General features: G+C 69.5%; 16 protein-coding genes, 1 tRNA gene and 2 pseudogenes. 10 read left to right on the top strand and 9 right to left on the bottom strand.

Annotated features, from left to right (window positions below; translation table 11 throughout):
• Position 1 precedes the first annotated feature (1 nt).
• Positions 2 to 781 carry a phosphate ABC transporter ATP-binding protein PstB gene (gene pstB, locus FHX44_RS13885; RefSeq protein ID WP_147256193.1) on the top strand — a complete coding sequence of 260 codons (780 nt, stop codon included), beginning with the start codon at positions 2 to 4 and terminating at the stop codon, positions 779 to 781.
• A 35-nt stretch (positions 782 to 816) separates the two neighbouring features.
• Here pstB and phoU (FHX44_RS13880) read toward each other — a convergent pair whose 3' ends face one another.
• The 6 genes from phoU (FHX44_RS13880) to FHX44_RS13855 all read right to left on the bottom strand — a co-directional run bounded on the left by phoU (FHX44_RS13880) (position 817) and on the right by FHX44_RS13855 (position 8,039).
• Positions 817 to 1,476 carry a phosphate signaling complex protein PhoU gene (gene phoU, locus FHX44_RS13880; protein ID WP_246170361.1) on the bottom strand — a complete coding sequence of 220 codons (660 nt, stop codon included), beginning with the start codon at positions 1,474 to 1,476 and terminating at the stop codon, positions 817 to 819.
• Positions 1,477 to 1,544: 68 nt separating this feature from the next.
• Positions 1,545 to 2,201: a phosphate signaling complex protein PhoU gene (gene phoU / locus FHX44_RS13875; RefSeq protein WP_147256192.1), complete on the bottom strand. Its 657-nt coding sequence runs from the start codon at positions 2,199 to 2,201 to the stop codon at positions 1,545 to 1,547.
• Positions 2,202 to 2,273: 72 nt separating this feature from the next.
• Positions 2,274 to 5,345, bottom strand: coding sequence for an LCP family protein (locus tag FHX44_RS13870; protein WP_147256191.1), 3,072 nt, complete (start codon positions 5,343 to 5,345; stop codon positions 2,274 to 2,276).
• A gap of 79 nt (positions 5,346 to 5,424) precedes the next feature.
• Complete coding sequence (locus tag FHX44_RS13865) at positions 5,425 to 6,270, bottom strand: GGDEF domain-containing protein (protein WP_147256190.1); 846 nt, start codon at positions 6,268 to 6,270, stop codon at positions 5,425 to 5,427.
• A 32-nt stretch (positions 6,271 to 6,302) separates the two neighbouring features.
• Complete coding sequence (gene dusB / locus FHX44_RS13860) at positions 6,303 to 7,439, bottom strand: tRNA dihydrouridine synthase DusB (RefSeq protein WP_147256189.1); 1,137 nt, start codon at positions 7,437 to 7,439, stop codon at positions 6,303 to 6,305.
• Positions 7,440 to 7,460: 21 nt separating this feature from the next.
• The gene (locus FHX44_RS13855; protein ID WP_147256188.1) at positions 7,461 to 8,039 is read right to left on the bottom strand and encodes a superoxide dismutase; all 579 of its coding nucleotides are present in this window, start codon (positions 8,037 to 8,039) and stop codon (positions 7,461 to 7,463) included.
• 295 nt (positions 8,040 to 8,334) lie between these two features.
• Between FHX44_RS13855 and FHX44_RS13850 the strand changes: the two genes are divergently transcribed.
• Positions 8,335 to 8,410: transfer RNA gene (locus FHX44_RS13850), tRNA-Lys, on the top strand.
• A 10-nt stretch (positions 8,411 to 8,420) separates the two neighbouring features.
• On the opposite strand, the gene FHX44_RS13845 is transcribed toward FHX44_RS13850, so the two are convergent.
• The 3 genes and pseudogenes from FHX44_RS13845 to FHX44_RS13835 all read right to left on the bottom strand — a co-directional run.
• Positions 8,421 to 8,612 carry a hypothetical protein gene (locus FHX44_RS13845; protein ID WP_147256187.1) on the bottom strand — a complete coding sequence of 64 codons (192 nt, stop codon included), beginning with the start codon at positions 8,610 to 8,612 and terminating at the stop codon, positions 8,421 to 8,423.
• A 150-nt stretch (positions 8,613 to 8,762) separates the two neighbouring features.
• Complete coding sequence (locus FHX44_RS13840) at positions 8,763 to 9,626, bottom strand: LLM class flavin-dependent oxidoreductase (protein ID WP_147261155.1); 864 nt, start codon at positions 9,624 to 9,626, stop codon at positions 8,763 to 8,765.
• A gap of 159 nt (positions 9,627 to 9,785) precedes the next feature.
• Positions 9,786 to 9,902: pseudogene (locus FHX44_RS13835) on the bottom strand (transposase); the annotation flags it as partial.
• Positions 9,903 to 10,141: 239 nt separating this feature from the next.
• Between FHX44_RS13835 and FHX44_RS13830 the strand changes: the two are divergent.
• The 8 genes and pseudogenes from FHX44_RS13830 to FHX44_RS13795 all read left to right on the top strand — a co-directional run bounded on the left by FHX44_RS13830 (position 10,142) and on the right by FHX44_RS13795 (position 20,260).
• The gene (locus FHX44_RS13830) at positions 10,142 to 10,387 is read left to right on the top strand and encodes a hypothetical protein (RefSeq protein ID WP_147256186.1); all 246 of its coding nucleotides are present in this window, start codon (positions 10,142 to 10,144) and stop codon (positions 10,385 to 10,387) included.
• Between the two features lie 88 nt (positions 10,388 to 10,475).
• A complete protein-coding gene (locus FHX44_RS13825) occupies positions 10,476 to 11,672 on the top strand; it encodes a tyrosine-type recombinase/integrase (protein WP_147256185.1) in 1,197 nt (398 codons plus the stop codon).
• Positions 11,673 to 11,731: 59 nt separating this feature from the next.
• Positions 11,732 to 12,676, top strand: a pseudogene (locus FHX44_RS13820) (IS1380 family transposase); the annotation flags it as partial.
• A 704-nt stretch (positions 12,677 to 13,380) separates the two neighbouring features.
• Positions 13,381 to 14,391, top strand: coding sequence for an SIR2 family NAD-dependent protein deacylase (locus tag FHX44_RS13815; RefSeq protein WP_147256184.1), 1,011 nt, complete (start codon positions 13,381 to 13,383; stop codon positions 14,389 to 14,391).
• 5 nt (positions 14,392 to 14,396) lie between these two features.
• On the top strand, positions 14,397 to 16,889 hold the full coding sequence (locus tag FHX44_RS13810; protein ID WP_147256183.1) for an nSTAND1 domain-containing NTPase: 2,493 nt from the start codon (positions 14,397 to 14,399) through the stop codon (positions 16,887 to 16,889).
• Between the two features lie 2 nt (positions 16,890 to 16,891).
• Positions 16,892 to 17,578 carry a hypothetical protein gene (locus tag FHX44_RS13805; RefSeq protein WP_147256182.1) on the top strand — a complete coding sequence of 229 codons (687 nt, stop codon included), beginning with the start codon at positions 16,892 to 16,894 and terminating at the stop codon, positions 17,576 to 17,578.
• A 434-nt stretch (positions 17,579 to 18,012) separates the two neighbouring features.
• Entirely contained in the window at positions 18,013 to 18,537 is a 525-nt protein-coding gene (locus FHX44_RS13800) for a hypothetical protein (RefSeq protein WP_147256181.1), read from the top strand.
• Between the two features lie 1,423 nt (positions 18,538 to 19,960).
• The gene (locus tag FHX44_RS13795) at positions 19,961 to 20,260 is read left to right on the top strand and encodes a hypothetical protein (RefSeq protein ID WP_147256180.1); all 300 of its coding nucleotides are present in this window, start codon (positions 19,961 to 19,963) and stop codon (positions 20,258 to 20,260) included.
• The last annotated feature ends 277 nt before the right edge of the window (positions 20,261 to 20,537 follow it).

Below are 20,537 nucleotides of genomic sequence, written 5' to 3'. Positions count from 1 at the left end.
GATGGGCAAGGCGATCGAAGCCAAGGACCTGAACATCTACTACGGCTCGTTCCGCGCGGTCGAGGGCGTCAACATGATGATCCGGCCGAAGACGGTCACGGCGTTGATCGGGCCGTCGGGCTGCGGGAAGTCGACCTACCTGCGGTCGATCAACCGCATGCACGAGGTCATCCCGGGTGCGCGGGTCGAGGGCAAGCTCGAGCTCGACGGCCAGGACCTCTACGGCCCGGGGATCGACCCGGTCGGCGTCCGCCGTCAGATCGGGATGGTGTTCCAGCGGCCGAACCCGTTCCCCACGATGTCGATCTACGACAACGTGATCGCGGGCCAGCGGCTGAACAGCAAGAAGCTGCGCAAGGACGCCACCGACGAGCTCGTCGAGCGGTCACTGCGCGGCGCGAACCTCTGGAACGAGGTCAAGGACCGGCTCGACAAGCCCGGTTCGGGCCTGTCCGGTGGACAGCAGCAGCGCCTGTGCATAGCGCGGGCCATCGCCGTGCAGCCCGACGTGCTGCTGATGGACGAGCCGTGCTCGGCCCTCGACCCCATCTCCACGCTCGCGATCGAGGACCTGATCAACGAGCTGAAGACCGAGTACACGATCGTCATCGTCACGCACAACATGCAGCAGGCCGCGCGCGTGAGCGACTACACCGGCTTCTTCAACATCGAGGGCACCGGCAAGCCCGGCAAGCTCGTGGAGATGGACGAGACCAAGACGATCTTCTCCCAGCCCAAGGAGAAGGCCACCGAGGACTACGTCTCCGGCCGCTTCGGCTGAGCTGACCGCCCGGCCCGTCGGAGCCCGGCGCCCCCTCAGATCGGGAGGGCGTCGGGCTCCTGGCCGGTCACGGCGTAGACCGTCTCCCGTGCCACCACCACCGCGTGGTCGGCGAAGCGCTCGTAGTAGCGCGCCAGCAGCGTGATGTCGACGGCCGAGCGGACCCCGTGCGGCCAGTGCTCGTCCATCAGCACTTCCATCATCTCGCGGTGCAGCACGTCCATCGCGTCGTCGTCGGTGTCCAGCTCGGCCGCCAGGATCACGTTGCGGGTGCGCGCGACCTCGGCGGCCTTGAGCGCCAGCTGCACCGCGACCTTCCCCATCTCGGCGAAGGCCGGGCGCACCTCGGCGGGCAGCGCCGGGTTCGGAGAACGCATCCGGACGACCTCGGCGACGTGCAACGCCAGGTCACCCATGCGCTCGATGTCACCAGCGGACCGGATCGCGGACACGACGGCGCGCAGGTCGCCCGCGACGGGGCTGTGGAACAGCAACGCGTCACCCGCGAGCTCCTCCACCTGGGCGCGGAGCGCGTCGATCGCCTCGTCGCCGGCCACGACCTGCGTGGCCAGCCGTTCCCGCGACTCCAGCAGCGCGGCGGTGGCGCGGTTCAGCGCACCGGCCGCGGCCGCGCACATCCTGCCGAGCAGTTCGGACAGCTCGGTCAGCTGTTGCGGCAGCGGCGCGGGAGGCACGGGGAGAGCCTAGGAAGTCGTCGCCCGGCCGGCAGCGGCGGCCGGATGAACGACGGCTGAACTGGTGATCAGACCGTGAGCGGGCCCGGCATCTGGCCGGTGACGACGTAGACGATCCGCCGGGCCACGGCCACGGCGTGGTCGGCGTAGCGCTCGTAGAAGCGGGCCAGCAGCGTGATGTCGACGGCGGGGCCGACGCCGTGGCTCCAGTCGCGGTCCATCAGCACCGTGAACATGTGCCGGTGGAGGTCGTCCATCGCGTCGTCGTCGGTCTCGAGCTCGGCGGCGCGCGCGAGGTCGCGGGTACGGATGACGTCACCCGCCTTCAGCGCCAGCTCCACACCGACCTTGCCCATCTCGGCGAAGTACGGGGCCACCTCCGCGGGCAGCACCGGGTGCGGGTGGCGGCGGCGGGCGGCCTGGGCGACGTGCAGCGCGAGGTCGCCCATCCGCTCGATGTCGCCCGCACCGTGGATGGCCGAGACCACGATCCGCAGGTCGGTGGCCACGGGCGCCTGAAGGGCGAGCAGCGCGAACGCCTTCTCCTCGGCGGAGGCGCGGATCTCGTCGATGCGGATGTCCTCGGAGATCACCTCCTCGGCCAGCTGCAGATCGACCTCCAGCAGCGCCCGCGTGGCCTTGCGCATCGCATCGGCCACCTGCGTGCACATGCCCGCCAGGGCCCCGGCCAGATCGTCGAGTTGCTCCTGGTAGACGTCGCGCATCCCCCAAGGGTAGTGCCGAATCGGGCGAACCGTCGCGCGGGAGGGTGAACCCGCGGTGAACGTCGGGGGAGCTCACGTGCAGGTGACGGCGGGCTCCGCGGGTGCATCGCTCGTGGGGGCGGCGAGCGCGATCGGTTCCGACGGTGCCCGGACCACGTCGTCGAACGACTGGCCGAGCACCAGCTGCAGCACACCGGTGCTGCCGGGGTCGGGCACCTCGGTGGCCGAGGGCACCGTGGCCCTGAGCACCTCGGCGGCCGCCGCTTGGTCGGGGGAGAACCGGATGACGGTCTCCGAGGTGGGCTGATCGGCGCTGGAGGGCTCGCCCACGTCGAAGCCGAGCGAGCTCAGCGTCTCGCTCACCTCGCCCGCGAGCCCGGAGCGGGTCGAGGCGTTGACGACCTCCACCGAGACCTCGCTCGGCGTGGGACCGGCCGTCCCGGAGCCGGGGTCCGTGGCGTCGGCGGGGAGCGGCTGGTCGCCGCGCACGGCCGCGAACAGCGCCGCCGCCTCCGTTTCGCGCATGACGGCGTTCCCGCGGCTGTTCCGCTCACCGGTCGGCACCGCCGCGTACCGCACGCCCTCGGCGTCCAGGCGGCGCAGGGTCATCGCGAGCGCGAGCACCTGGTCGATCCCCGCCCCGTCGGTCAGCACGGCGGCGGCGAGTGCCGGGCGCAGCGCCGTGAGCCGCCCGACGTCCAGCAGCGCGGTGCCCGACACCGCCGAGTCGAGCACGGCGGCGAGCACCTGCTGCTGGCGTTCGATGCGCCCGTACTCCGCGGAAGGCTCGCCCTCCACATCACCGGCCTGCACGAAGTCGGCGACCCGCACACCCACCAGCCGGTTCGGGCCCGGTTCGGGGACGAGCGGGCCGAGCACGCCGTCGTGCACCGGCCGCGGCACGCAGACCTCGGCCCCGCCGACGGCGTCGGTCATAGCCGGCACGGCGGCGAGGTCGATGCCGACGTACTTGGTGATCGCGAGCCCGCTGAGCTGCTGCACCACGCGGGTGATGCAGCGCGGGCCGCCGAGATCGAGGGCGGTCACGAGCTGGGTGCGGGCCTCCGCCTGCTCCGGCTCCTCCCGGTACGTCGCCGTCGCGGAGTCCCACCCTTCGCAGGGCGGCCGGTTGATCTCCAGGTCGAGGGGGAACGCGAGCACGGTGACCGGGCCGCCGCTGTCCGGGATGTGCGCGACGGCGACGGTGTCCGCACGTGGCTCGGTGGTGTCGGAGGACGCCGGTTTGGTCGCCACGACCAGCACGTTCTCGTCGCCGGCCTGGGCGGCCGCGTCGACAACGGCACTCGATCCCGGATCGAGGGCCGCGGCGTCGCGGACTCCCGAGCCCAGCCAGGTCTTCGTGCCCCAGCCGAACGCCGTGGTCGCGAGCACGGCGAGCGCCAACGCCCCCGCGAGCAGCCGCCCCGCGACGACCGCGGGTCCCCGGCGCGGCGGTGGCGCAACGGGTTCCTCGGCGGGACGGTCGGTCACCGCGAGGGTCACACCGGCGTGGGCGGCCGTGAGCCGGGTGAGCGTCTCGTCGATCCGCATCGCGCGTGTGTGCTGCTCCTCGTCGCGGGCGGATCGTCGAGCGGCGTCGCTGTCCGGGGCGGTCCTGCGGACGCGGGTGGCGGCTGCGCCATCGTCCGGAGCCGCGTCGGGGTCCTTACCGCGCCGACCGGCGGCCGGCACGACCGCCGTCGCCTCCGGGTTCAGCGTGGACGGCCGGGCCCCTGCCCGGGTGGTGGGCAGGGCCGTGGTCGCAGGGGAGTCGGCGGGTTCGGCCGGAGGACGGCGGGCGCGGTCCGGCGAATCGGCGCGGATCCTGCGGGCGGGAATCGCCGTGGTGGCCGGGGCCGGGGGCTCGTCGATGTCGTCACGGGCCCGTCGCCGGGCAGCGGGCAGCGCCGTGGTGGCGGCGGCGTCGACGGGTTCGACCGGGCGGCGTCGGCGGGGGGTGACCGGGACGTCCGCGTCCTCGGGAGGCTCGGGTCGGCGCCTCGGTACCTCACGACCGACCGGCTCCGGCGCGCGCAACCGCGCCGGATCGGGTCGCGCCTGGTGGTCGGCGTCCTCCGAAGGACGCCGACGCGAGGCACCGAGGGCCGGGCGCACCGTGGTGGGGGGCTCCGGGTCGGCATCGGTCCGGCGGCGGCCTGCGGCGGGGGGCGCGGAGGTGCCCGCAGGCTCGGCAGCCCGGCGTCGTCGGCCGATGGGCGGGAGGTCGTTGTCGTCGGTGGGCTCGATGCGCGGGCGGCGAGCGCCGCTGCGCGCCGAAGGGTCGGCGAAGTCGGGATCTGCCGGGCGCTCCCGCCATCCGGCGGCGGTGGGAGGGAAGGCCGGCTCGTCCGTGGTCTCGACACGCCTGCGGCGGGGCGCTCCGCTCGCCGGGGGTGGGCTCGCCGGGGGCGGCGGCGTGGCCGCGCGCCGCGGCGGCGCATCGTCGTCGGGTTCGGCGGCGCGTCGACGCCGGCCGGCCGAGGGGAGGGCCGTGGTGGCGTCCGGGCCGGATGGAACGGCCCGCCGCCGTCGCTCACCCGTCGGGAACTCGGGGGCGTCGACCGGGTCGGGGAGGCGCCTGCGGGTTCCGCCGGTGGCCGAGACCGCCGCGGGATCGAGGTCGGCGTGCCGGCTGCGGCGCCCGTCGGTGGAGGGGTGGCTCGGCTCGGCCGCTCGTCGCGGGGGGCTCGGCGGGCGGAGCAGGTCCGGCTCATCGACGGGACCGGAGTGCCGCCTGCCGTTCGGAGCGTCGGACGGGCCGGGGGCGCGCCTGCGGCCATCGCCGGTGGCGGGCGGGTCGGCCCACAGACCCGCGGCGTGCCCGTTGCGGCGGGAGCGTTCGTCGGGGTATCGCGCCGGCTGGGGTTCGTCGAGGTCCGGACGGTCCTCGCGGTACCGGCGCCCGGACCGCGATCCGGCATCGGGCACGGCACCGTGCCGTCCGGAGGGGCTCTCCGCGCCGGGGAACGAGTCGAGCTCGGCGGACCGGCGTCGGGCCGCGCGGCTGCCGGGTGGCGCCGCGTCGAGGTCGGAGCCGAGCAGGCCGTGACGGGCGAGAACGTCCTGCGGGTCCTCGTACGGGTCCTCGTGGGCGCGCCTGCGACCCCCGGTGGGGCGCCGAGCACGGTACGGACCGTCCTCCACGCCCACCTCCTCGGCACGAACAGAAGGCGGGCACGGGCAAGATCCACCCGAGCCCGCCCCTCAACGTCTCGATCCGAGCTTACGGAGCAGAGGGGTCCTGAACGCAGTGGGGTGCGGCGACCGGTGGCTGCGGGATCGACCGGCGGCCGGCCGCCGCCCCGGCGAGCCGGACATGTCCGGTGTGGGCGTCGTGGAACGCGACGGCGTTGCGCCCGGAGCGCTTCGCCGCGTAGAGCAGCCGGTCGGCGACGGCGACCAGCCCGTCGTGACCGATCACCGGTCCGAAGCCGTGGGCGACGCCGATGCTGACGGTCACGCGGAGCCCCGGGTCGAGCTCCGGCCACAGGTGGCCGTCGACCCGCTCCCTGGCCGTCTCACACACGCGCACCGCCTCGTGGCGGTCGTGTCGGGGCAGGACGATCGCGAACTCCTCGCCCCCGTAGCGGGCGCAGAACGAGCCCTCCGGCAGGCTCGATTCGATCACCGCGACGAGCCGCCGCAGCACGCGGTCGCCGAAGGGATGGCCGTAGGTGTCGTTGATCTGCTTGAAGTGGTCGACGTCCAGCAGCGCGACCGCGATCCCGGCCGCCCCGACCCCGCCCGGCTCGCGGACCAGCGCGACGAGCCGCTCGTCGAGGTAGCGGCGGTTGTAGGTGTCGGTGAGGCTGTCGCGCCGGCTCTGCTCCCTGGCCTCGGCGTGCTCGCGGCGCAGCCGGTCGAGCTCGTCGACACCGGGCTGCCCGTTGAGCATGCGGACGGCCGCGCGGAGGTGCTGGTAGGCCTGCTCCCAGCGGCCGGCCGTGGCGAGCTCCTCAGCCGCCGCCGTGTGCCATGCCGCGCCCGCCGCTCCGGGTGTGGACGGAACGCGCTCCCGCCTCACCGCGTCCAGCATCGTCATGCCGGATGCGTCGACCGCGGATGCCATGACCTTGAGGCCTGCGACCCGACCACTGACCGCTAGCCGCCGGAGTGCTCCAGTTCTGCGCCGAGCGGGACGGTGGGGTCGTCCGGGTCGTCCAGCCAGTGCTCGGGGAGCACGACGCGGCCTGCCGACCCCTGCCGCCCGCGGGGGCCGTCCGCGTCGGGTGGGAAGGGGATGTCGGGGTCGAGCTCGGCGAGCAGTTCGTCCAGCTCGTCGATGCTGCTCACCATGCCGAGCCTGCGGCGAAGCTCCGAGCCGACCGGGAAGCCCTTGAGGTACCAGGCGATGTGCTTGCGCATGTCGCGGATGCCCTTGTGGTCGCCCATGTGCTCGATGAGCAGCACGGCGTGCCTGCGCATGGTGGCGGCCACCTGCCCCAGGTTCGGCGGCTCCGGCAGCGGTCGTCCGGCGAACGCGGCCTCCAGGTCGCCGAAGAGCCACGGCCTGCCGAGGCACCCGCGCCCGACGACGACGCCGTCGCACCCGGTCTGCTCGACCATCGCGAGAGCGTCCGCCGCGCTGAAGATGTCGCCGTTGCCGAGCACCGGCAGCTCCGCGGGCATCGCGTCGCGGAGCCGGGCGATCGCCGACCAGTCGGCCGTGCCCGAGTAGCGCTGGGCGGCCGTGCGCGCGTGCAGGGCGACGGCGGCGACCCCGGCGTCGGCGGCCCGGCGGGCGGCGTCGAGGTAGGTGTGGCGCTCGTCGTCGATGCCGATGCGCATCTTCACGGTGACCGGCACCGATCCCGCGTTCTCGACCGCCGCGCGCACGATTCGCTCGAACAGCCTGCGCTTGTACGGCAGCGCGGCCCCGCCGCCCCGGCGCGTGACCTTGGGGACGGGGCAGCCGAAGTTCATGTCGATGTGGTCGGCGAGATCCCGTTCGACGATCATCCGGACGGCCAGCCCCATCGCCGCCGGGTCGACCCCGTAGAGCTGCATCGACCGCGGGTGCTCGTCCGCGTCGAACTCGATCATCCGGAACGTCAGCGGGTTCTTCTCGACGATCCCGCGCGAGGTGATCATCTCGCAGACGTAGAACCCGGCGCCCTGCTCGCGGCACAGGCGCCGGAAGCCCGCGTTGGTGATGCCTGCCATGGGCGCGAGCACGACCGGCGTATCGGACACGAACGATCCGATCCGCAGCGGGCGGACGGTGGTCGGGGCACTCACAGGGCCCCATTGTCCCCGACGTCAGAAGTCGACGGAGATGCAGGCGACGCGCCCGCCCGCCACGCCCGCCTCACCGGGCTCGGAGGAGGTCGGGTTGGCGTGCAGCACGACCGACTTCGGCCGTCGGTCCGGCGGGAACGTCCACGCGACCGTCGTCTCGGTGCTGCCTGCGCCGGTCTCGTCGGTGGTGAGGTCCAGCCAGATCTCGTTCTGCGGGTTCGCGAACGTGGGGTCGACGCTGGGCTCGACGGGGTCGACGGCGTACTGGAAGTGCGGTCCCGCGTCGTCGGGCAGCACCCCGCACGGCTGCATGTGCACGTGGGCCCCGTACACGCGCTGCCGCTCGAGGGCCCGGACGGCCAGCATCACCGTGGTCGTGCCCTCTCCGGACCGGGACTGCACCGCGCCCCGTGCGCCGGCGGGCACCAGCGTCTCGTCGTAGGTGACGGCCGGGCCCGTGCTGCGCTGGAACGTCTCGCTCACCTGGGTGCTGTGCCCTGGGGTGGTCGAGGCCGCCGTCTGGATGACGGTGTCCGGGGTGGCGCACCCGGCCGCGAGCAGGGCGCCGAGCACTCCGGGGAGCAGGTGACGGGGTCGCATGTTCCCCAGGATGGGTGGTCGCTCACGGTTGCGAGAACTGACCCTGCGTTACTCCGGCTCAGCTATGCGCAGGTCACCGAACCGCTCCGGTGTGTGCCCGGCGCTGCGCCATTGGCGGCATGATCAGCACGAGCAGCACGTGGGCGCTGTGTACGCAGCCCCGGTGTGCTGCTCGGTGGCGTCGTCGGGGCGGCGGCGTTGCGAGCGGCACGTCGATGCCGTGTCCGCAGCGTTGATGGGCGGGTCGTGGTGATCTCCGGGGCGGTGGGCCCCTGCGGCTACCCTTGGGTGCCACGGGCCTCTAGCTCAATCGGCAGAGCAGCGGACTTTTAATCCGCGGGTTCAGGGTTCGATCCCCTGGGGGCCCACCAAACTTGCTAGTCACGGGCTTGCCGGTGATCTCTGCTCAAGATCCAGGGACACTTTTGGCACCCTTTCGTCCCCTGGCACCCCGAACAGCCCCTCCAGCACCTCCGCCGTCTGGCGGTCCGTGAGCCGGCGGCCGAGGTAGCGATCCTGGGTCATGCTGATCTTCGAGTGTCCGAGCTGATCGCTGATCTTGCGGGTGGACACGTCCGCGTCGTCAAGGCGCCGCCTCCGGCGGCGCGCGAGGCCGGCTACGCCGGCCCCGCTGCCAACCGAAAATGCGCCTGCCATCCCGGAGACCGTCTGCAGCGGGCTCCGAGCATCATCGCAACATCGCGACGGCGGGCCCGAAACGCATCAGCCGAGCGTGGGTGGCCCCTGCTCGACGCGCGCCCGGACCGCGTCGAACCTGCCCAGGCTGTCGAACGGGAAGCGCTCGTCCCACCAGGTGGCGCCCGCGGCAGCGAGCGGCCCAACGATGTCGCGGGTGGTCGCGGTGTTTCCGGGGGTCGCCCCGCCGACCACCAACTCGAACGGCTCGTCGCCGAGCCCGGCCTCGTCGCGGTGGGCCTGGGTGTAGGCGTGCATCTCCGCGATGACGTCGGGGTCGGGGGGCTGCTCCCAGGGGCCGATGGTGAGGACCGCGCCGTCCCACCGGGCGGCGCGCCGGGCAGGCGCCTTCCGCGGCCAGTGTCCACCCACCCAGATCGGGACGCGTGGTCGTTGCACCGGGGTGGGCCGCATGATCACGTCGTCGACAGTGACGTAGCGGCCGTGGAAGGTGACCGGTTCACCCGACCACAGCAGAGTGATCGCCTCGAGCCCCTCGTCCAGCAGGGCGGCCAGAACCTTGAAGTCGGTCGGCTCATCGAACCGGCCGTACTCGTTCTCGACCGGGTCGCCCAGCCCAACGCCAAGGATCATCCGCCCTCCTGTCAACCGGTCAAGCGTGGCGATCTCCCGAGCGAGCTGATGGGCCCGACGCCGTGGCACCGGGGTGACCTGGGTACCCAACCGGATCCGGTTGGTGGCCAGCGCAGCCGCTGCGAGCAGGATGTTGGTCGCAGCGAACTCGCCCACCAGGTCCCGGTTGTAGCCGATCAAGTGGTCCCAGATGAACAGCCCGTCCCAGCCCGCGTCCTCCGCGAGTCGGGCTATCTCGCCCACCACCCGCGGGTCGGCGAAGTCGCCCAGGTTCGGGATGTTGACCGAGCACCGCATGGACGCAGTCTCGTCCGCAGCACTGACAAGAGAGAGGGTGCCGGATCTGTCCGCTCCCTCGGCCCCGAAACGCGGCCCACGTCGCACCGGCCGGGTCAAGGGCGGCTTGATTGCGTAATGCTTGCCCCCGCGGCCGAGAATGATCCACGTCTCCGCGGTGGCGACCACGGTCGTGAGGGCGCGCTCGGCGCGGCGGCGCTCGAGCAACCAGTCCGGGAAGTAGGACCCGGAGCGCAGCTTGGGGATCGCCACGTCCAGGGTGAAAACAGAGCGATCCTGCGTCATGCTGATCTTCGCGTGTCCGAGCTGATCGCTGATCTTGCAGGTGGACACGTCCGCGTCGTCAAGGCGCCGCCTGCTGCGGCGGGCGTGGCCGGCTACGCCGGCCCCGCCGACCCACTCCCTCTGCCTCCAGCCCGGTCGGGGCGGGCGAGCCCGGCTACCCGACCGTGCTCCCACGGCCAACGCCTGACTCCTGAGTCGAAGCCGGTAGCGCGCCGAATATTGGCCGTCGCGTGAACTCGCCGGCCGCCGTGTTGCTCGACTTCGCGGTCCGGCACCGCGGTCAGGTCGTTGCGAGGTTCTCGGCGGCAGCCGACCCGCTCAGCGCGGGCGATCTTCGGCAGTTGCTCGTCGACGCGATCCGGCGTCGCGGGACCGACGACGCGGACATCACCGACTACGAGATGGAGATGCGGCCGGCTGGCGAGGACGTGCTGATAACGACCTTCGTGGCGACGCGCAGCTCGAATCAGTCGTAGCCCGCAGTGGAGGTTCAAGACCGTACGAGGATGTGGATAGGTGCCCGCCAGACTGAGCGCTTCGGTGTGAACGCAGTTCTAGGGTCTCCTGTCCCGGGTCAACGACGCGCGCACCACCACGGCCGCCGCCCTGGCCGCCGCACGGGCTGCCCGGCCCGGCGAGTCCTTCCCCGCCGGCGGCCGCACCCTGCGCCTCGCCGCCACCACAGCCGAGGCCGCCGCCCGGATCTGGGGCGAGAACCCCGACACCGGCCGCCGCCACGACCTCACCGGTGAGGAGGACCGGGCGTTCTGGACCTGGGCCGCGATCCAGACACTGCGTCACACCGGGATCCGCATCGAGGAGCTGACCGAGCTCAGTCATCACAGCCTCATCCACTACACCCTGCCGAGCACCGGGGAACCCGTCCCGCTGCTGCAGATCGCCCCGTCGAAGACCGACACCGAACGGCTGCTGGTCATCAGCCCCGAGCTCGCCGACGTCTGCGCCGCGATCATCACCGGGATCCGCGGCCGGGACGGCGCGCTGGGCTGCGTCGCCTCCTACGACACCCACGAACGGGTCTGGAACCCGCCGATGCCGCTGCTGTTCCAGCGCCGGTTCGGCCTCGAACACCGCGCCATCCCCGCCGCCACCATCCGGGAATGGATCAGCGGCGCGCTCGACGGGGCCGATGTCACCGACGTCGCCGGACAGCCACTGCGGTTCACCCCGCACGACTTCCGCCGCCTGTTCATCACCGACGCCGTCCTGCACGGCATGCCCCCGCACATCGCCCAACTCGTGGCCGGGCACCGCGACATCAACACCACCATGGGCTACAAGGCGGTCTATCCCGACGAGGTGATCAATGGGCACCGGGCGTTCATCGCCCGCCGCCGGGCGCTACGCCCCAGCACCGAATACCGGGTGCCGACCGAGCAGGAATGGGAGGAATTCCTCGGCCACTTCGAACGCCGCAAACTCGCCCTCGGCGCCTGCGGGCGCTCCTACGCCACCCCGTGCATCCACGAACACGCCTGCCTGCGCTGCCCTCTGCTGCGCCCCGACCCCGCACACCGCGCGCGGCTGGTTGAGATCCGCGACAACCTGCACGCCCGCATCGCCGAAGCCCGCCGCGAGGGCTGGCTCGGCGAAGTCGACGGCCTGCAAGTCAGCCTCACCGGCGCCCGCCAGAAGCTCACCCAACTCGACCAGCTCGCCAACCAGGCCACCAGCACCCACCTCGGTATGCCCCGCTTCCCGCAGATCGCCGGACGCTCCGTCCCCCACCCGCCAACCTGACCAGCTCCCCCAGCCCCGGCGAAACAGCGCCGGAAAGATCATCTCGTACTGCAGAGAACAAGCGCACCTTCGGCTACCACCCGATGTTGGCGTTCTGCGACAACACCGGCGAGTTCCTCGCCGCGGTGCTGCGGCGCGGGGAACGCGGGCAGCAACACCGCCGCCGACCACATCACCGTGCTCGACGCCGCGCTCGCGCAGCTGCCTGACGCCCACCGGCACGGCACCCCGGTCCTGGTTCGAGCCGACACTGCAGGCTGCAGCCGCGAGTTCCTCGCCCACATCCGCGGCTTGCGCGAGCAGGCGGTCAGCTGCGAGTTCTCGGTCGGCTGGTCGATCAAGGACAGGGAACGATCCGCGATCAGTGCCATCCCGAAGACCGTGTGGGCGGACGCGATCGACGCCGACGGCGGGCACCGCGACGGCGCCGGGCTGGCCGAGATCACCGGTGTCCTGCCCGCCGGGTCGCTGGCCGGCTATCCGGCAGGGACCCGCGTCGTCGTTCGTCGTGAGCGCCCGCACCCCGGCGCGCAGCTCGACGCGTTCGAGGAACGTGACGGGTGGCGCTACACCACGTTCGCCACCGACACCGCGTTCGGCCAGCTCGCCCACCTCGACGCCCGGCACCGCGCGCACGCCCGGGTCGAGGACCGCATCCGCTGCGCGAAGGACACCGGCCTGGACCACTTCCCGTCCCGATCGTTCGGGGTCAACACCGCCCGGCTGACCATCGTGATGCTCGCCGTCGATCTTCTGGCCTGGACCCAGCACCTGCTCCTGCACGGCGATCTGGCGAAGGCCGAGCCGAAGACGCTGCGCTCCCGACTGCTCCACGTCGCCGCCCGCCTCACCCGCGGGCAACGCTGGCTCTGTGGCTTCGCATCCAGTGGTCTTGGCCCTGGGCCCACGACCTCGCGGCCGAGTTCGCCCAGCTCGCTACGCTGCCCGCCCCCCTGGTAACGGCGGTTGGATGCGCACCCAGTCCTGGGACGTCGTCAATCTAGGCCCTCGCCCATAGAGGACGGTGCGAACCAGCCGTCCAGGCGATCAAGCAGGTCCGGCGGCGCCGCCCGCTAACGTCCGGGGCGCAGGCGGACGACCGTCACCGCCTACGCGATCACCACGCTGCGCGAGGGCCAGCGTCGCGCAAAGAATCTCTTCAGGCAGTCTTGACTACAGGTTCTCTCTGCGGCGTCATGTGCACATGGTGCTTGACGTGCACGATATAGATCAAATTGAAGGGTCCCGTTTGGGATCTCCTCGAGGATGCGCCGAGGCTCATTGCATCGTGATCAAACCAGACGATTGTGGATCTGCAGGCTTTCGGTAGCGGCCAGGGTGGCGGACCTGACGACGTTCGTCACCAACTAGCCCGGGGCGGAGGGGTTCGCCCCTGCATAAGCCGTGTGGTTGAGGTGTATCACCCGCTCCCGAAGCGCACTCTTGAGTTACATCCGAGCACGCCACCCGCGAGGAAACCGATCATGTCCGCTGAGACCTCGACCCGCGCCAAGCCGAACGAGATCCAGCTCCGCCGGCGCCCGTCAACGGGAACATCATTTACGGCCGTCGACGTGCGTGATCAAATCGCAGGCGATCATCGGGCATCACGTGCGGGTGAGGACAGTGCGCGGTCGAATGCTTGTGTTCCACCCTTTCCAAAAATGCTCGTCTTCGCAAGAACCGGGGAGACAGGAGGAGGCCAGCTGTGAGGACCAACACTGAGAAGCGCGGCGGCAGTGGCCACGACCCGGAGGACGATTCTCGAATGATCGCGCAGGACGACGGCGGCATTCCGCACGAGCTCTCCCTGAGGGACGAGACCTGGGAGACCTTGGTCGACTCCGTGCTCGGCGGCGAGTGCACCCCGTTCCTCGGAGCGGGCGTCGCAGCGCCCTACCTCCCCCGCGGCTCCGAGCTTGCCGCCGATCTCGCCAAGGAATTCAACTACCCGCTTGACGACGACACGAACCTTGCCCGGGTGACACAGTACATTGCGAGCCTACGCCAGCCATCGTTTGTCAAGCGACGAGTGTGTAAACGACTGGCTGAGGCGCAGCGCCAGGCTGTCGAGGCCCTCGAGGGTGGTCCGCCACCGAACCATCTCATGCTTGCCCAGCTTAGGCTACCGGTCTACGTCACGACGAATTACGACGACTACCTCGAGCGCGCGGTACTCGCGGTCGGACCAGCGAAGCCGACTGTCGAGATCTGTCGGTGGAACGACCGCCTCGCTCGCGATTTGCCGAAATATCGAAGAGAGGCGCCCACGCAAGCCAAGCCCACCATCTTCCACCTGCACGGCCACATGGACGAGCCGAACTCCATTTTGATCACCGACGACGACTACATCGACTTCGCGGTCAGCCTCGCCCAGCGCGCCGTGAGCAAGATTGACCCGGTGATCCCGCACTTCGTCCGCCGAGCGCTCGGAAATACCAACTTGCTTTTCGTTGGCTACAGCCTTGAGGACTGGAACTTCCGTGTGCTGATGCGCCACATCATGAAGCAGCAGGCCGTGCTCCCCAATGAAGTGTATAACAGCCTCAGTATCCAGTTGTCCAGCAACAGCATGCCAGCAGAGCGCAGACGACTCGCCGAGGAATTTCTCGAGAAGTACTTGAAGACGTCAGCCGCGATCGACGTGTACTGGGGAGACGCCGGCCCCTTCCTGAAGGAGTTGCTGCACCGACTTCCCCCCGCGCCCGGTATGAAATAGTCGCGATGGCCAGATACTCCAAAGTCGGCTCAAGCGCCCCGAGCCCGGTAACGACACCCCGGGGGATCAACCCGTTCCCGGGCCCGAGAGCCTATCGACGCGATGATCAGCCGTACTTCTTCGGGCGGGTCGACGAGATCGAGGAACTGACATCGCTCGTGCTGTCCAGCAGCGCAACGCTCCTCTATGCGCCGTCCGGCGCCGGCAAGTCGTCCCTCTTGCAGGCCGGAGTCGCGCCTCACCTCGAGCGAAGGTTCGACTTCGTCATCTTACCGACGGTGCGTCTTGGCGCCGGCACCCGCATGAGCTCGACCGATCATGCGTCCAACCCGTTCGTCCGTGCGGTGTGTGAGACGATCGGCAACCCAGACGTGGCGATTCCTGCTGATATCACCGAGGCTGCGGCAACCCGCCGGCCGGATTCGTCGCGGCGCGTGCTCCTGATCCTGGACCAGTTTGAGGAGGTCTTCAATGATCCCGCGCTGTGGCGGCAGCGCGAGGAGTTCTTCACCGCATTGACGAACGCGCTCGAGAAGAATACGTGGCTGCGCGCCATCATCGCGCTTCGCAGCGACTACTTGGCCGATCTCGTACCGCACGAGCGGAACTTGCCCGCCAAGCTGGTAGTCCGGTACCAGCTGGAGAGCCTGACTGAGGAGCAGGCGGCGAACGCGATCGCGTCCGCCTTCGCTGCATCTGGCCTGAGCCTCGCCGACGACAGCCTGCGCGTCGTCCTAGACGCGCTTCTAGAAGACATCACTCGCCCACCCGGCCAGCAACGGGTCCCGGGGCAGCACGTTAACACTATTCAGCTGCAGATCGTCTGCCGACGGCTGTGGGAGGAGCTTCGAGACGCACACGGTGACCGACAGCGGGAATCCCTTCTGACTCCGACCACCTTCAGCGTGCGCGGCTCCATGTCGCAGTTCGTCGACGAGGCAATCAGCGAGGCGGTGCACCGCAGCCACGGGGACGAGGCCGCGATTCGATGGTGGCTGAGCAACACCTTGATCACGCCGTCCGGCCGACGTGGCTTCGTCGTCGTCGACGAGCAGGAGGCAGCAGGGCTGCCGAACTCGGTCATCGACGCGTTGGAGGTGGTCAGACTCATTCAGCTGGAGCAGCGGCACGGGCTGCGGCTCGCCGAGTTGACACATGACAGCATGATCGCCGGAGTCGAGGTTTCCAATGAGGCGTGGCGCCGGTCTAGAGACCGGAAGCGTCGGCGCAGCTCGGGCATGTTTCTGGCCGCGCTGATCGGGCTGCTAGCCGTTTTCCCGTTCCTCCAGATTGAGCGAGAGGCGATCATCGCGGGCCCGATTACTCAAGAAGACGTGGGGAGGGGCAGAGACGCAAGGCTGGAGTTCTCAGGAAATCGGCGTGGCGTCGTCGTCGATGTCCTAGTAAGCGGCCAGCCGGGCCCTGTCCCCGCCAAGTTCTCCGTCATGGAGGTCGGAGCGGACGGGCGTGACCTGCCTCTCGTCACCGCGGAGATCCCGCTGAGCCCCAAGGCTTATCCAACTACTGTTCCGGTAAGGACCAGCCCCGATCGCACCTACGCGGCAGTGCTCGCGGCCTCCAACGCGCGCTACAGGCTAGCCGTGTCGAGCCTGCCGACCGTACAGGTGGACGAGGATCGGTCTCGGCTGGTCCTGAGTCCACGGGTCACCGTACTGCTGGAACACGGCCGGCGGGAGTTGATCAGTGCTCAGGGCCTGAATGACGTGGCCGGGGTCATGCCGATCGCCGTGGAAACGACGGAAGACTGGGCGCTGATCGAGGGCCCGCCTAGCCCGAAATTTCCTATTCTCCTTCTCGATCCTGAATCGTCTGACAATCCGTTCCAGCCCACCATCATCTCGAGGAAGGCCGTCGCGCCACCGGTCCAAGTTGGGCCTGGCCAATCCATCAAGATTGTGGCCCACCCCATGGGATTGGCATCGCCGACCATTGGCAGCAACCAGCAACCCGCCGGAGCCGAGGTGCACTGCAGCGATTCGACGAAGGTGAAGGTCGTGTACGGCGCAGCAGACACCGGCGTTCCCCCCACCTCATTCGTGGGTGTCGGGAGAGACAGCGTTGTACTGCCGATGAACGTGCTGAACATTCAGGCGAGCCACCCCCAGATACTGCTTCACGGCTCGGCCACTCCGGGCGCCAGCTGCGCGGTGAGCGTCAGGTCCTTCTCGGAGCCCGCGGTAACGGAAATCGGGCGGCGGGTTCTCGTCGTGCCGGAGTCGGCGAGCGCGAATGCGTTCCGAATCGCATTGCCGCAGGATGCGGTGCTGGTCATGAACCAGAATCCGGGCGTCAACGCCTCGCTGGAATGCGCATCGCCCGAGTACAAGCTTGCATTGAGTTCCCGCCAAGACAAGCTGCTTGCCCCCATCCCGGCGACTATGCCGTGCGACCTGTGGCTGGTCCGGAAGGACTCGAGCGCCGGCACCCTGTCACTCCCCATCTGGGTCGTCGACACGTCCGCCGCCGGAGGCTGGTAGTGATGCGCCGCCGCCTTGCCGCCCCTGGCGTAGCCTTCGCGACGATCGGCGGACTGCTCGTCGCTCTCACGCCCCTGCCCACCTTTACCCTGAAAGGCGGCCTCGCGACCAGCGGCGGCTACGCGCTGGCACTGCAGATCGTCTTATCGTTGTTCCTCCTTGCCGCCATCGACGACCTGCCGCAGTCCTCGCCGGTCGACATGTCGGCCCGCCGCGGCGGCCGTCCTATTACACCGGGTTACACCGACACGACGTCCGATATCCGGCTCGCGCTGCTGCGCTTCTACCTCTGGCACCCACTCTCTGCGCTGTTTCTTGCGTTCGGGCTCGCCACGAGCCTGGCAGCGCTGCTGATCGGATTGCTGCCCGCCCGCAGCGAAGCCGCGCTGATCGCGGTCCTGTTGGCCACAGCTCTCGCGCAGCTATCAAGACTCGGTTTGGGCTATTTCGGCTGGTGCGCCGGGTATGCCGCCGGCAGCGTACTCGCGCTGATCAGGTTCGACCCCAGCAGGGAGCCGGGGTCAACACAGCTGGTGTGGCTCGCCCTCGTGGGCGGCCTGTGGACCTTCTGGGGAGCGATCTATGGCGTCAAGTGGCTGAATCGGCGTCGACATGGACAGAGAAACGACGGAAAGGAGCATAACATAGCCATACTGTTCCTCAGGACGAAGAGTGATCTGCGGACCTGAGGGGTGTTGTGACTCTTGTGGTCACAGAGAGAAGCAATCGGTCAAGGGATAATGGACATGTTGAGTTTTGCTGGCATCAGGGCCGTGGCGGCCATCCTAGTCGGAATGGCGATGGTTTCGGCACTTCCGGCCAGCCTAGAGTTCGCAGCCGGATCACCGGCTATCGCCGTCAAGTCAACCGCGGTGGCGTGGACGTACTACGCGACCTACCCGGACTACGCCTCGTGTGTGGCCGCAGGGCAAGCAAACCCTCAAAAACGTAGCTGGCAATGCAACAAGTCGAGCCCGTCCGGGGCACACGACCTGTACCTCTGGTATTAACCCTGACTCTTCATGAGGCTGCGGCGTGTCGGGGCGCTAGCTAGATGAGCGAAAGTGTCTCTTGACCAGGAGAAACTTGGCTTGCTGAGGACCGGTCGATCGCTGGAGTGGTAGTGGACGATGTCACGAGTTTCTGGGCGGTGAACAAGGACCTGTTCGCCCTCGCAGTTTCCCTACTCGCTCTAGCGATATCGATCGTCACGACTCGGCAAAACCTAGCCGCCACCCGGACTATCGCGCGCCAGGCTGCGGACCACGCCCGCAGCCTGGCGCGTGATGCTACTTATCAGCGCGTTCATGAACTTCTGGTCGACCCCAAGGCGGCAGCTGGCCGCAGACGCCTTTTTCTAGCTGCGAGAGCTAAGCAATTCCCCGCTCTCGGTGAGGATGGCTGGGATGAGATCAACTATTCCCTTGCCCTCTACGATACACTTGCAGGCTACGTGCATCGCAACCAAGTGGACGAGGCAGTAGTACTCGATGCCTGGCACCATCCGCTCGCCAATATCGCTGACCCAGTGCGTGCGTTTATGGCGCACAGACAGGAGCAGGCAGTCCAGCAGCCATGGGCTCATCTCATGGGCCTGCTAGCCAAGGCGGAGCAGCATCCGTGCGGGTGCCCAAGGGGCGCGAACTAGCCCGGTAGTCGGCGATGCGCAGGAGTGCCGACCGCCATAACAGGTTGTCCAAGCCAGCCCAATCCCGACAGCCGACCCTGTGGACAAGTCACTTCCCGGACCCGCCGACACCGTGCTGCCAGCCGCGTCCACGTTCACCAGCGGTCAGCTCGGCCGTGACAGCGACCGCTGATAGCAACCGAGACTGGTTGTTCCAAATGATCATTTCGGTGGACAGAACATCGTTCTCTTGTCACAGACGTCCGCGCGCGGACTTGACCGCGCTCCGCGGCCGCGGTTAGACATCAGGCGTGAACGTCCGCTGGGTCGATGACGTCGACGCGCGGGTCGCCATCGCCGTGGCCTGGTCGGCTCCCTGCTGCCGGCCGAGGGCTTCGAGGCGCACGCGCGGTCGGACGCCTACACGTTCCTGATCGCGTTCCCGATGACGGGCCCGACGAGACCCTCGCCGACGCGCTGGCGGTCGCGATCTTCAGCGTGTACGAGCTGCCGATGGCGAATCGCGAGGTGCTCGGCGTCGACGCGCTCACGACCCGGGCCGACTCCTCCGTGATGAGCTCGAGTTTCTACGCTTGATGGCCCAGATCGCCGCGCGGGCGGACCTGCACGGGGTGCTAGTGGCGGAGCGCGGCGTGGCCAAGGCGGGGTTGATGCAGGCGCTCGCCGACCGGGGGCGGCTCGACGCCGAGCCGATCGGCGTCGTAAGGCCGTGGATGATGCGGCGCGAGTCAGCGGGAGTGTGGTCGCCGTTCGCCGACGGGCCGATCCCCGACCGCGTCTTCGAGGCCGTGCCGTCCCTGTGCATCGTCACTGAGGACCTGGCGGTCGACCCGTCGGGCGAGCCCTTCGTTGGGGCAGGCCGCTCTACCGGGGCGAGGGGCGGCTCAAGTGCAACGACTGGGCGTGCGACACCCTCGCCGAGGTCGCCGAGCACCTGCAGCCGTGGGGTTCGAGCCACGTTCGCGGACCGCCTTCGGCGGCACCGTCCCGGCGCAGATCCTGCACCAGGGCGACGTACCGCAGGGCACCGTGTCGCTCTCGTCGTCGTTCGACGTCTGCGCCTACTACGCGACGCGCCGGCACGACCGCTCGGGCGGCATCGTGTTCAACGATCGACCCCGACCTGCTGCGTACACACGGTCCGATCTGGGACGCCTACGCGACGCTCGTCCGCCACTGCGACTGGTTCTTCGCCAGCGAGTTCGAGACGCTGACCGCGGTCGTCGGCGTGATGGGCGTCGAGGAGGGCGGTCGCTTCCTCGCCCGCTGCCACGCCGGCACGCGCGAGCGCGTCGAGCGCACGGGCGGGTTCGGCTCGATCAACTGGGGCGCCTAGGTCGACGGCGGGCTCGCTCGGCTGAGCGCCGCGGGGATCGAGCAGGAGCGGCTCAAGAGCCTACACAAGCCCCTGGAGGTGTACTGGATGCGCGCACTCGCGCAGATCACCGCCGAGGACGTGATCCACGTCGGCGGCGGCACCGAGGAGCGGCGGCATGGCGTGCTCGCGTACGAGCACGCGTTCCGCGATGCCGAGCCGCGGCTGGCGACCGAGGCGCTGGCGCCGCCCGACCCCGGCTGGGACATGACCGTTCGGATACATCGCCAAGACCTGCCGCGATCGCGAGTACCTCTCGACCGGCCCGCCCCCGTTCATCGGCAGGCGGCAGCGAGCCAGCGGATGGCTAGCCCGCCATCCATCATTCGACAGCGCGCGACAACCTGATCGCGCAGCGCGTCGTCCATGCTCGCGATTCGCCTTGGACGTCAGTCGACGATCGGCGCCGCGACGATGCAGTCGGGCAAGAGCGGCGCGGGCCGCAACGCGTGCTGGCTCTCATGACGCGACTCGTGACGCGAAATCGAGTCGGCTGACGAGCTTGTACGCGCCTCCTTCGGCACGATCCACAGCGATTATTGCTGGTAGAGGCGGTATGAGAGCGGACACAACTCCCTCATAATCCGTTAGGTCGACGGGATCGAATCCGATCAAGCGGAGTCGG

Origin of the sequence: Pseudonocardia hierapolitana (genome assembly GCF_007994075.1) — a bacterium.
Classification (GTDB): domain Bacteria; phylum Actinomycetota; class Actinomycetes; order Mycobacteriales; family Pseudonocardiaceae; genus Pseudonocardia; species Pseudonocardia hierapolitana.
The sequence above is the reverse complement of the archived record's forward strand: the minus strand, read 5'-3'. Positions and strand labels throughout refer to the sequence as shown.